This is a genomic window from Rubripirellula obstinata (assembly GCF_001642955.1).
Classification (GTDB): Bacteria; Planctomycetota; Planctomycetia; order Pirellulales; family Pirellulaceae; genus Rubripirellula; species Rubripirellula obstinata.
The window spans coordinates 36779-49375 of record NZ_LWSK01000038.1 but is presented as its reverse complement, the minus strand read 5'-3'; the positions used below and the strand labels follow the sequence as shown (position 1 = coordinate 49375).

Sequence of the window (12597 nt, the reverse complement as noted above, 5' to 3'; positions counted from 1 at the left end):
TAACCGAGCCAGAGAATGGGGGAGATTCAGCGCCGCCATCCGGGGATTTGCATCCCCGGCAGAGGGCTTCCGTCCCGCCGGGACTATTCACAACCGTTCCGATCGCCATGTTTCCGGTGGCGAACACCACCGGCACCCAGCTTTCTGCCCTCCAGAACTGAAGATACCGGACCTGAAGATACCGGACCTGAAGATACCGGACCTGAAGATACTGGACCTGAAGATACTGGCCTGTCGTCGTACTTGATCCTAAGGATCGTCGGAACAATAAATGGCCTAACGAAACTCGCCAAGAGTTTCGGCAACTCCACAAACCAAAAGTCTTGGCGACTTTCGCTACCAAGTGTCCCGTCACTTCTTGTTCCGACGGTCCTAAGGAACTGTTCCGAAATAACTTCCCAGTTTTCCCGTAGCTGGGCCCGCCAGGGTTCAGTCCATCAGCAGCTCTACCCGACTGAACCCTGGCGGGCCCAGCTACGAGAGAGTTCGCAAAACACGGTCCTAAGCCGGACGTTCTCCCTAGCCCAGCGGGCTTTCCTGCTAGCCATCTTTGCAATCTGCCTGATCACACAAACCGCTTTTGCCGAACAAGTCTTTCAGCTTCGCAACGGCATGGTTTTGCGTGGATCCAAGGCGGAAATTGCGTCTCTCAAAGAGGGCTTTGGTGCCGCCGCGGCCAACCAAGTCAACGTGCGACCGATCTGGTTGATCGACGATGGACTGCGACGCCAATACATCCACGGCAAATCGATGGTCATCGCGCCGCCGGTCCAACAACCCAACCTCGCCCAGTCGATTGAAATCTGGCAACCCAAACCGCTGGGCGGAAAGTTGGTCGCGGGTCTGGGCAACATTCTGGCGATTTCCCCATTCAATGAATTTGGCCGACGCGAATTGCGAATGAGTGGCCCCAAGGGGCCGGTTCATGTGATTCAAGGAATCCGAGAAATCAATCCTCGATACGCACGACTGATCGCACTCAAACCAGCACAGGGACAACCCACGTTGCTGTGGGACATGCGTGTTGCAACCAGTTCATTGCCGTCATCGTCACTGAACCAAGTCTTTGCCAACCGAATCGACCGAACGGACTTGAATGGGCGACTTGAAGTCGTTCGTTTCTACATCGCCGCCGGTCGTTTTAGCGACGCAAAGGATGCACTCAAAGAAACAATCCGCGACTTCCCCGAAGAAGAGTCTCTCGAAAAACAATTGATTGGTTTAACGCAGCGACAAGCATCACAACTACTCGATGAAGCGGAGCTGCGAGCCGAGGCGGGGCAATATCAACTCGCCAAGGGAATTCTAAAGAACTTCCCCACCGATGATGTTGGCCGTATCACTCGGCTAAAGGTTCAAGACGCGATTGCTGACTTGAATCAAAAAGAACAAGACTGCAAAGATCTTGTCGTCCAGCTTCGCAAGCAGGTCAAGCAATTGCCCGATGGCCAAGCCGCCAAGATTGCCAGCATCGTCGATGAAATCGAAAAGGAACTGTCGGCCGATACGCTTGTCAGGCTTAGCGACTACACGCGGCTAAAAGATGCCGAAACGATTGCAATCGAAGATCGCGTGGCACTTGCCATCAGCGGCTGGTTGCTCGGTTCAGGTTCCGGTGTTCAAAACCTAGCCATCGCCGCTTCGCTCGGCCAAGTTCGTGATCTGGTTGCTGAGTATTTAAGTTGTGTCGATGCGGCGCGTCGGGAATCAATCTTGGTTGCTTTAAAAAACCTGGAAGGCGCGTTACCGGAATACGTTGACCGAATGTTGCCACTGTTAAAACCAACACTTCCCTGGCCGGATGAATCCAAGAGCGAAGAAATCGAAGGCTACTTTCGCGTCGAGACCGAACGAGCCCGATACCTGGTGCAACTTCCGCCCGAATACAACCCGCTGCGATCCTATCCGTGCGTCGTCGCTCTTCACGCGGCCGGCGGCGACCCCAAAGACCAGATTGATTGGTGGTCAGGAATCTACAACAGCGAATCCAAAGCTCGGTTGGGGCACGCGGCCAGAAATGGTTTCGTAGTGGTCGCGCCGTTGTGGAGCCGCGATACTCAGCGGACTTATGAATACACACCCGCCGAACACGAACGCGTCTTGGTGGCAATGCGAGACGCGATGCGGCGGTGCAGCATCGATTCGGACCGGATCTTTATTGCCGGTCACGGCGAGGGAGCGACCGCGGCATGGGACATCGCGTTAGCGCACCCTGACCTTTGGGCTGGCATGATTTCGATCAGCGCGAATCCTGACAAAACCATTCATCATTACGAACCCAATGCTCGGTTCGTTCCGATGTACTTGTTGATGGGTGAATTGGATGGCAACGTTGACGCGGGCGCGAGTGCGATTTTGGACGATTACATGTCGTTCCATCACGATGCGTTGGTGATCATGTACCGAGGCCGCGGACGCGAATTTTTCTACGATGAAATCCCGCGGCTCTTCGAGTGGATGAAAACGAAGCAGCACCAGCGTCGACCGATGCCGCAAGAATTTGAAGTCAACACGATGCGACGCGGCGATCAGTTTTTTTGGTGGCTGGAACTTGGCGAACTGAAGCCTGGCGTCGACATAAATCCGATCCTGTGGGATCAGGCATCGCGAATCCGCTCGGGCACCGTCGCTGGATCGATTGGAACGGGAAACCAGGTTCGAGTCAGCAAAGCACCCAGCGACCGAATTCGCTTGGGACTGAGGCCGATGAAAGGGATCATCGACATGTCGCAGCAAATTGTCGTCCGATACGGCACCCGACCGTCCTACCATGACTTTGACGGCGATCTAAAGACGATGCTGGAGGACGCTCGCCGTCGAGCCGACCGAAAACGAGCGTTTTGGATGCAAATCGACCTCCCTTAGCCAGTTTCCCGGCATTCCAGGCGGTGACTTGGTTCAATTTCAGTCCCCTTAGACGCGATTTAGGGGCATCCTAGCGAACCGAGTCCATTATCCCGATCAATCTCCATTTTCACGCCAAACAAAATCAGTTTAGGTAGCTCGACCATGCGATAATATCGGGGTTCGGATTGCCGAACCGGTATTCCAGTTCCTATTGAAAGTGTTGAGTAAAGCCGCGATTCGATTCGCAAACCATGTCACGTCAAACCGCAATATCGAGAGATTTGAATGTCGAAGATTTTCGGCGTTTAGGAGTGCGTCCAAACGAGGTTCGCTTGAGCGTCATTCGTGGCGCGGCATCTCGTAACGCATTGCCCTTGGCGAATGAATTGTTGGCGTCGTCGTTTAACGAGCTAAGCGACAGCGAAGAAAACGAAATCCGGGCATTCGGTGAAGATGCAAATTGGAACGATTCTTGGTTGCAGCTCTCGCGAGTGGTGACGTCGACTTATCGGCTGTTGGATCCAAGGTTGCGACCCAACGCTCACCAGCGAGCCTACATCGGGCGAATCCTTCCGCTCGCTTTGACCGCGGCGGGGGCAACCCGTTTCGATGCCACCAAACCAGAGCTATCGACACAACGATTGGAGGCTGCCGAGCCTGTTCCACCGCCAGTTTCAAGTGCTTTCAGCAATCCGAACATCAGCAATGACGCTTTTGAGACACCGACAACGCAACTCAATGACGCCGAAATCTGGCAACTAAGTCTCGATGATCGCGACTTAGCATCGGGCACTCGAATTCGACGACAACGGAACAACTCAAACCGAAGCGTCTGGATTGGGTCGTCCATGGCCGCGATGGGAATCCTGGTGGGTTCGGTGTTGGGATGGAAGTCCCTGCCGAGCACTTTGCCCAGCACTTTGCCAAAAACTTTGCCCCAGACAACGACCGCAGTCGCATCGATCAAGCAAGACCGCAGCCCACCAGTACAAACGCAATCGAGCATTCCAGCGTCTCCACTTCCCAATCCAGTGGAGGTCCCAGTGGAGGTCATCGAAGACACAATCGTCGAACCCGAATTTGCAATCGCTTCGATCCCCAAAGTCGCCGAACACCTTGCCATCGATCCAGAAGCGGTTGCATTGGAATCGAACGACGCCGAAGCAATGGACTTGGAATCGACGGATTCAGCATCACCCGAAGTGACGGCAATCGCCTCCGATGAAGTTGTCGAACCATCGCCAAGCGTATCGCAGGAACTGTTTCCTGTTCCGCATCCCGAGGACATTGCAATCGCTCGGCGAAGGATCCTGCAATCGATCAACGCTGGCGGCGCAAGCATCAGTAGCGTCAACTTCAAAACGATTCGCGATTGGATCATTGACGCTCAAGCCGATTTTTCACCGGGATCAGTCGATCATTTCACCGCTGCATCAATGTTGGGTAGTTTTGAATGGTTGGAATCAGGTTCAAACCCTGTATCACTAGCCAGCGTCACGTCGCGATTGGCTGCTTACAAGATTGACGAAGCTGACGTCTGGAAACAGTCCTACATCGATGCTTCTGAGCACGTGACTTTGCCGGAAGACTTGAACCAGTTCTTTTTTGCCGGGTTCGGTTTGATCGAATCCCTGATCAAACGCGAAGCACTCGACCAGGCCGGCGAAGTACTAGCATCGATCCAGCAGCGATCTGATTTGTTTGCTATTGACCAAGTCGAAGGCAATGATTCCGACGTGAACGATATCGTATCGCTGATTGCCAGCTACCAAAAATCGCTCAAGTACGCTGAACGTCTCTCGACGACTGCCCAAAGAGTGATGCGACTTCACGGACAAGTCGAATCCATTCCAACCGATGTCAGCGGCGGCAGTTCGCTGGGCCGATACTACTGTTTGGTGCTCGGCGATTGGTGCCAAGGGCTACGCTTCCTCGCAGAAACTTCGGACCCGCGATTGGCTGCTCTAGCCAAGTCGGAATTGGAAATGCACACAAGCGATGCCTTTCTTTCGGATCCGATCGCTTGGGCGGATCTAGCTGACCGCTGGAACGACGCAGCCAATCGTTTGTCGGGTCGCTCAGCCAATCAGCTACGACTGCACGCCATCGAATTGCTGGAACAATCATCTGTTCGGGCCGCGGCGGTCGCCCAGTCAGACGCAAAGCAGAGAACCGAAACGATCTTGCAGGAACTACCGTTGCATTTGAAGCTGAACCAGCAACGCGCCAATCCAAGCAACGTGGTATCGGTCTCTGCAATCGCAGAAACCAAGCCGCCATCAAGCGAGATGCCAAAGCAGGCTCCCGATTCTGCAGCCAGCACCGAAACAACCAGCACCGAAACAACCAACGATTGGTTGGTCGGACGGATCAAAGTTGATGGCGAAGATTTAGGCGTTCGCATTCGTTATCAACTTGACGTTGGCATCACACCAGCGATGCTCCATTCGATCGCAAAGCAGCTTCGACGACCGTTGAAAGATGCCTTGATCGAATTTGAAGGCGAATTTAGCTGCGACGACGATCAATGGGTGGTTCTGGCCTTATCGCCACCGTCTGAAACAATTCGTGAAGCGGCGCTACTCGATGGGGAACCGCTTGAACTGGATCAGATCAGCAATTCAACTCGCTTGCTGATTCGCGCAGGCAAACATTCGTTGCGTTGGCAAATTCTACTAACGGACGTCGAAACAGCATTGGCTTGTTCTTTGAGAGATGCACGCACAGGCCAACGATTGATGCTCATCACATCGCCTAAACAAGCCGATGCCGCATCGACCGGCGACCTGACCGTGTCTGTGATGCGCAGCGCTGACTGAAAAACGCAGGCCGTCACCCGCGGAGCGGATTCACCGCTAATTTCCGTAGCTGATCCCACCAGGGTTCAGTCCACGATCGGATCAAGCTCGACTGAACCCTGGCGGGATCAGCTACGTGCAGGTCGCTGGCAACCTCCGCGGTCAGCTTAAGACGATGTTGATCGCCGGTTTGGTTTGGTTTGTGTCGGATCAGAATTCGCGTGCCGTTGGCGTGCCGACTGAAAGCGAAATCGAGTCAATGTTGAAAGATGTTGAAATTGAAATCGAAGATTTGCTTCAGTAGGCCGTAGCGAGCGGAGCGAGTTACGGCATGACGCAACGCCGTAACTCGCTCCGCTCGCTACGGCCTACTTTTACACCCAACCCAATCAGGCAATCCCATGTTCTATCGAAACAACTAGAACCCGACCCAACCGCTGCGGATCTGGAGATTGAGAAGAAGAAGGCATCCATGCTTCAAGTTTTACGAGAACAGCAATTGGAATCCGCGAGACGGTTGTACGAGATCGCGAAAGAGCAATCCACTGAGGTTAGTGAGCCGGATGAGAAATCCGTGCAAGCGAGCTTAGCCTGGTCCGCTCAAAGTTTGGGGTTGCAGCAGTTCTCGTTTGCGCAGGTTTTATTCTCATCGCGATGGTGACTGCTTCCGCCGGGCTTGCCCCGAATGGCGTGGACTTAAGGAATTCAATGCGTGAAACCTTCTTCCGTCGAGCTTGTCTCGGCGGGGATAACAACTGGAAGCTACAACGGAATTCCAAAACAAATTTCACCCCACTCCCACGAATCGCCTCTGGCGATTCGTGGGAGTGGGGTGAACGAGCGCGTGGTCGCTAGAGGTAGCTGCCACTTGCACGCCCCGCCCGGACAAGCCGGGACGGAAGCAGGAAAGCGGGCTCTGTGAAACCAACTCTATTTTCCTTAAGTCCACGCCATTCGGGACAAGCCCGGACGGAAATTGATCGAGTTGCCTCCGACGATTCGAATGGCCGCATTGGACTGAAAGCAGAACAAATTCTGAATTTCAAAATACTATGTCAATACAAAAGATTTAGCGGTCCAGGCATCGCTCCGCGCGCTGTGCTGGCCCAAACGCGCGGGGCGATGCCCACGCGGCTAAACGAACTAACACGATTTTTCCGGGACAAAAACTCTTCACGGCGTTGGACTGAACACTGGCGGTACCAGCTACGCGGAAAAAGTGAAGTCACTTGATCGTTAGCGCACCGCGCATTCCCGCGCGGCCTTTGTTACTTGGGTTCTTCAGCGTTGCCCACAACCGTGCCTGACCGGTCACCGGATGAACTTCGGGTGATACAAAGACAACTTCGCCAACCAGCGTTTGCGTCGGTGATGTTCCAACTGTTTCTGCCATCGTGAACTCGACTTGGCGACCGACTAGATCGTCCCCATGCTTGCGACCATCGACGAAACACTCGGCGCGGATCGGGTCCAATGAAATCAGTCGCACCACCGGTTTGCCAGCTTCCACCCATTGTCCGGGTTGCACATCAATTTCGACCACTTGTGATTCGATGGGTGCCTTGATCGAGTGTTTTTCTAAGCGAGCTTTCACGATTTCAGCAGCGGCGGATTTTTCTCTCGCAGCGGCCGCGGCGACTTGCAGATCATGTTTGGCTTGCTCGATCGCGAGTTGCGATTGATCGACCACCAACTTCAATTTTTCAATTTCAGTGTCACTGATCGCACCGGCAAACCCTTCGTTGGCTTCGATGTTCTGTTGAAGTTCTCTCTGACGAACTTCCAACGTTCGCGCCGCATAACGAGCATCAACATCGTTGCCGGCTTCCAGTTGCGCCGCCTGGGATGCGGCTTCCGCGGCTCGCAGTTCGGTGGTGACCTGATCGGCATTTAGCTGAACCATGTTCTGCCCCGGCGTGACGCGATCACCTTCGGTTACCATCACCTCATCGACGACGCCCGCCATGGGTGCCGCGATCAAGGTGTTCTGAATCAGGGAAAGCTGAGCCTCCGGGATCGTGATGACGGTGTCGCCGTCGGCGGCCAATGCCACGATCGGTGCCAAGGCGACGATCGCGATTCCAGCGAAGCGAAAGTGCCCGGCTTTCTGACGGAAAGGTAGCTTTTTTCGGGTTTTGAGCATGTTGATTCGGCCAAAACAGTGGGGAGTGTCGTTTGAACTAAGTAAACTCGTTTTGAAAGCGGGTGTCGATACTAATGCCAAGACGCCGGTTTCCAAATTTTCAATCAACATGTTTGAGGGTTCACTGCGATGGACGATTCAGGTCAGCTTGCGATGGTAATGACCACGGTCGCTAACGAGAAAGACGCAGATCGACTGGCGCAAAGTCTCGTTGATCAATGCTTGGCAGCGTGCGTGCAAATCGCGGGTCCGGTCACCAGTTATTACCGCTGGGCCGGCGAAGTGCAGAAGTCCACCGAGTTCCGCTTGATGATCAAAACGTCCTGCAAAGCTTGGCCAGGCCTGAAAGCAAAGCTTGCCAAACTACACCCCTACGACGAACCGGAAATCATCTATGTCGCAATCGACGATGCAAGCGACGGTTACCGTACTTGGGTCGTGGATCAAACCACTTAAAGATCACCATCGTTTCCAAGCACACCGAGCCATTCCAGAAGCGGTGGACCAAGCACGATCAATCCCACGGCGACCGACGCGACAGCCACCACTAATACCGACGCAGCCGCGGCATCCAGCGCCCTGGCAATTCTTGGGTCGCGAACCGGGTGCAGAACGACAACGACTTGTTCCATCGCCGTGTTAAACAATTCTGCAGCGATGACGATCGCGATGCACAGGATCAAAACCGCCCAGCGCCAAGATTCAAGTTGTAAGAAAGCAGCCAACGCGATCACAACCACCGCAGCCGGCAGGTGAACCCAAAAGCTGGCTTGAGTTAGAAAACTATCGCGAATGCCGGCGAAGGCGTAACCGAATTTGTTTCGCCACTGGACTCCCGTGACGCGATGATTGGGGTCAAGCGGATCACTCAAGACCTTCGACTCCTGGTGGTGGAATGAGCTGACCGCCAACGCGGCCAAGTTTCGGACGTGGAAAGAACCGTGGCTCGATCGAAAAACCAAACCCAACATTGTCACGCCCCGAGTCCACGTTGACTCCCAAACGTACCAAGAACGATTCGCCGATGCGAGTCAACGCAAGCGATTGACCGACGTTTCCGATCTCACCAAAGTCATAAGTGTTGCCAGCCGAAGCGATCCATTTTTCATTGAGTCGATAATCCAACGTGCTTCGCAAAACGGTACTGCTGACCGGTCCTTCGATGGACAACAACCCAACGTAAACGTCGCCAACACCCGGTCGGCTGCTGCGAATCCCTGCACTGATCGAACGCAGGCCGTCGTCAAAGAAGTCGATGTACCCATCGCTCAGCAACGTGACGCGATCGCCAACGTGGTAACGCATGTCATAAGTTGTCGGCCCCACGTTTTCACCAAAGTTGTCGCGATCCGCTTCGGGGAACAAGATCGTATCGACATCAAACTGAAACAGATCCGTGATCCGTTCGCGGCCTGGCAAACCTCGCTTAGTTTGGAAACGCTGATGGACTCCCAGACGAATTTGTTGCAGGTCATCCACGATCACGTCGCTGGGACTGGTTACACCTCGCTGAATTCCGTTTCGGAAAGCGTAAGTTCGTGGGTCAAATCGATCGGGTAGAACTCCGCCGAAAACATCGCCGATAAAACGACGGCGAAACTGTTCTTGCGCGTTGTCATCCAACGGATCGTAGTACGGAACTTCGTCGCGACCGGTATCGCTGTCGGCAAAGAAATACTCCGCCGTCCAATCCACCTTGTGGGCCAGACCGCGAACATTCAACAGGCTGCTTTGAATGGTCGGATCGACTCGCCACATCGGCAAATTAGCTCGGATGCCGGCTTGCCCGACCAGTCGTGTCAATGAGTCGCCATCGACCGCCTCGCCGTAATGGGTTGCCTCGCCCGCGACGTTGGGAACCAGTTTTAATGCCCCCAACTCGAACGGCAATGCGATTTCGTGTTTCGTTGACGCGATGATTCCCTGCGCATCGATATCGCCGGGAACAGGAGAGTATTCGGCAGCCTCAGCCGCATTGGTCGGTAATTCTGCTGCATTTAAACGACTGTAACCAACCTGGTTATGAGCTGAATAGGTAAACCGGTCGGCGAACAGCGATCCGCCAAGCAGGTAATGGTCTAACTGAGGAAGCCGTTCGGTTTGAGTGTAGAAATCATTGGTTTGCACCTGAGCGGACAGGTCAATCAGATTACTGCCCAGATACTTCCGCAGCCGCAGACCTGTTTGATGATCAACGTCTTGGTCCCACTCGTTTTCCAGGTACTGTTCCAAGAAGTTGCGATCACTCAGGTACCCAACTTCGGCGATCAATTCGTAGTCGTTGGACAAGAATTGTCGATGCCTCAGCAAACCGCGTCCTCGCAGTGTCGATTCAGGGTCAAGGTCGCGTCGGTCGGAACCAAGGTTATCCAAGCCCGTGTCGTAGATTCCCCACGCATCGAAATTGCCGCGTGCGTTACCGGGAACACCAAACAGTCCTGGCAGGTCGTATCGAAGCGAGGTGCCCAGCGCCGGACCACGGTCGCTGAAGTAGTCGGTCGATAATTCCCATTGGACGCCCGGCGGAGCGTTCGCGATTCCAAAAAGTTGAAACAGATTGAAATCAAGCATGACCTGAGTTCCGAAAATGCTGTCGCTGCCGACATCCACTCCGGAAACAAAGTACGACGGTTCCTGCAAACTGGTTGCCAGCGTTGGCCAATAGAAAACCGGAACGCCGGCAACGTAGACAAAGTTATTGTTGCTTTCGATGAACGGGTCGCGATCCAAACGCTGCACGCCCGTGGTCGGATCGGTGGTCAAGTTTTGCCGATCGGTCAACTGCAATCGTTGACTCTGTAGCCAATACCTCGGCACGCCCATGCGACTAGTCGTGACGGCTGCATCGAACGCTTGGAAGTTGCCCGCGCTGACTTGTTGCAACACCTTTGCTTTTAATCGCACGATGCCCTGATAATCGGGAACAGTCGTGATCGCTTCAGCGTCCAACACCATGCCACGCTGCTGCGCCACGTTGTAGTACATCGATTGAGCGTAGATGATTCGTTCGCCTTGCCGAAAAACGATATCGCCTTCCAAGTAAAGTTCGCCATCGCCCGACGACAAGTCTTGTGACCCGTTGAAAACGTCAACGAATCTTGGAGACCAGAAGATGATGCGATCGGCGGACAGCGAGATGGTGCCCAATTCGATCATCTGTCCATCGGTCAGCGTCGCGCTCACATCTCTGACCAAGACGGTAACGCCGCCCTGTGCCGCAATGATCGTCTCGCCGGTTTCAGGTCGATCAATGGTTCGCGATGTGATTGCCGACGAAGCACTGCGTCCGCGAATTTCAATCGACTGTGTCCCGCCACCGACGTAGAAACGTGGACTCTCGGGAACGTTCTCGGCTGGTGGCTGCAAAGAGGAATCGGGGAATCCGTTTTGAATTGGCTCAGAGAACTGAACCTGTTGAATTTGATCTGTCGCGGCGTTCGCAGTTGTGGCTGCTGTCGAAGCGATCAATGTCTGCAAGAGTGCCGGGGCTGAATCGGGCGAGCCGCGAAAATGCGGGGCCTGGACCAATGGGTCGGCCATGGTCGTGGTCGTCCAAATGACCGGCGATTCTTCGGATCCCTCGACACCTTCGGCCGCGATTCGATGTCGCACATTTCCAATCGGCCCATCCACCAAGATCAAAATCCGTTCCGCAGAAATGGATCGGCCTTCGTGCTGTAAATAACAATCGCCTTGCAGCATCGATGCATCAGCACCATCAACCTGCCAACGCCAGACAGTGTTACCACTAACCTGAATGGGTTGCGCACTAACTTCGGCTTCTGCAATTTCTGGATTCTGCGACAACGCCACAGAAGAATTGAAGCTGTTCATCATGGCAAACAGCAACGCGAAAGCGATCAGCGTTTGAACTGGGCTGGAGCGGCAAACGAATGTCGCCTTTCGCTCCGCGAAAGTTGCGTGGACCGTTACTTTCGCGGAGCGAAAGACGACTTTAACAAACCGCGCAGCAGCGAACGCTTGAACACATTGTGAACGTTTCAAGCGGTTGCGAAAGAGAGCGATCGTGCTGAGCCAATTCACCAAGCCTCGACATTTCCTCCTGTTTCGGGGATTTGGTGACTGCGTACCCACGCAGTAGATTCCGCCGGAGTGTACGGATTGGATTCCCCTGCTCACAACGTCGAAAACAGCCGCAACCCTGATTCTCAAGCGGATGCCTGCAATAAATTCCAAAGCCAAGGAAGACGAGGCACTCTAGGAAGTCTAGCTCGCCGAGTTTCACGCCCTTGCCAAACTTCACAAGAACAAACAACCCTTCATGCCGAGCGAAGCAGCAAAGGAAGAAGGGTAAGCACACAATTGCTGTCAGTTAGTTTGTTTGAGTCGGTCCCAAGAGTGGGTATCCATTTAGGAACTGCCACGAAACAACTTTTCGGTTTGTCGAAATCTTTCGTAGCTGGGCCCGCCAGGGTTCAGTCGGTTACAGCTCCTGATGGACTGAACCCTGGCGGGCTAGCAGGCTGTCGATTTAATCGTTTAACAGTCAGCCGAAGGCGTACTATCCACCCTTCGAGTACGCCTTCGGCTGACTGTTAAACGAAACGTGGCCTCAAACTGATTATATCGACAGCCTGCTAGCTACGGGAAAATCGGGAAGTCATTTCGGGATAGTTCCCAAACGGCAAATGCGTCGTAAGAAGTTAAGGTACGAAACTAAGTTGCGCTTGAGTGAAAGTTGCTTGGTGATCGATCGCAGTGCCTAGAACACAGCGACCTGGGGAACACAGCGACATGGGGAACACAGTGGCTACCGAAATCCAGGGCGGCAATCTCTGTGCTGGCAAA

The 12597-nt window shown here is 54.0% G+C and carries 8 protein-coding genes; 5 read left to right on the top strand and 3 right to left on the bottom strand.

Annotated features, from left to right (window positions below; genetic code table 11):
- From RC85_RS28460 to RC85_RS26810, 4 genes are all read left to right on the top strand, one after another.
- Positions 1–247: hypothetical protein (locus tag RC85_RS28460; RefSeq protein ID WP_238383121.1), on the top strand; the 247-nt coding region annotated here is incomplete at its 5' end.
- Between the two features lie 365 nt (positions 248–612).
- Positions 613–2865 (top strand): carboxylesterase family protein, encoded by a 2253-nt coding sequence (locus RC85_RS11585; protein WP_235033325.1) that lies wholly within the window; start codon positions 613–615, stop codon positions 2863–2865.
- Positions 2866–3098: 233 nt separating this feature from the next.
- A complete protein-coding gene (locus RC85_RS11580; protein ID WP_149752822.1) occupies positions 3099–5666 on the top strand; it encodes a ribonuclease E domain-containing protein in 2568 nt (855 codons plus the stop codon).
- A gap of 115 nt (positions 5667–5781) precedes the next feature.
- A complete protein-coding gene (locus RC85_RS26810; protein ID WP_157593916.1) occupies positions 5782–5949 on the top strand; it encodes a hypothetical protein in 168 nt (55 codons plus the stop codon).
- A 921-nt stretch (positions 5950–6870) separates the two neighbouring features.
- Here the strand turns inward: RC85_RS26810 and RC85_RS11570 are convergent.
- A complete protein-coding gene (locus tag RC85_RS11570; RefSeq protein ID WP_068262724.1) occupies positions 6871–7788 on the bottom strand; it encodes an efflux RND transporter periplasmic adaptor subunit in 918 nt (305 codons plus the stop codon).
- 129 nt (positions 7789–7917) lie between these two features.
- Here RC85_RS11570 and cutA point away from each other — a divergent pair, with 129 nt between their 5' ends.
- Complete coding sequence (cutA, locus tag RC85_RS11565; RefSeq protein ID WP_068262698.1) at positions 7918–8244, top strand: divalent-cation tolerance protein CutA; 327 nt, start codon at positions 7918–7920, stop codon at positions 8242–8244.
- Here cutA and RC85_RS11560 read toward each other — a convergent pair.
- Entirely contained in the window at positions 8241–8660 is a 420-nt protein-coding gene (locus tag RC85_RS11560) for a diacylglycerol kinase (protein ID WP_068262695.1), read from the bottom strand. The genes cutA and RC85_RS11560 overlap by 4 nt on opposite strands.
- On the bottom strand, positions 8653–11832 hold the full coding sequence (locus RC85_RS11555; protein ID WP_068262692.1) for an LPS-assembly protein LptD: 3180 nt from the start codon (positions 11830–11832) through the stop codon (positions 8653–8655). The genes RC85_RS11560 and RC85_RS11555 overlap by 8 nt, the downstream gene beginning before the upstream one ends.
- Positions 11833–12597: the final 765 nt, after the last annotated feature.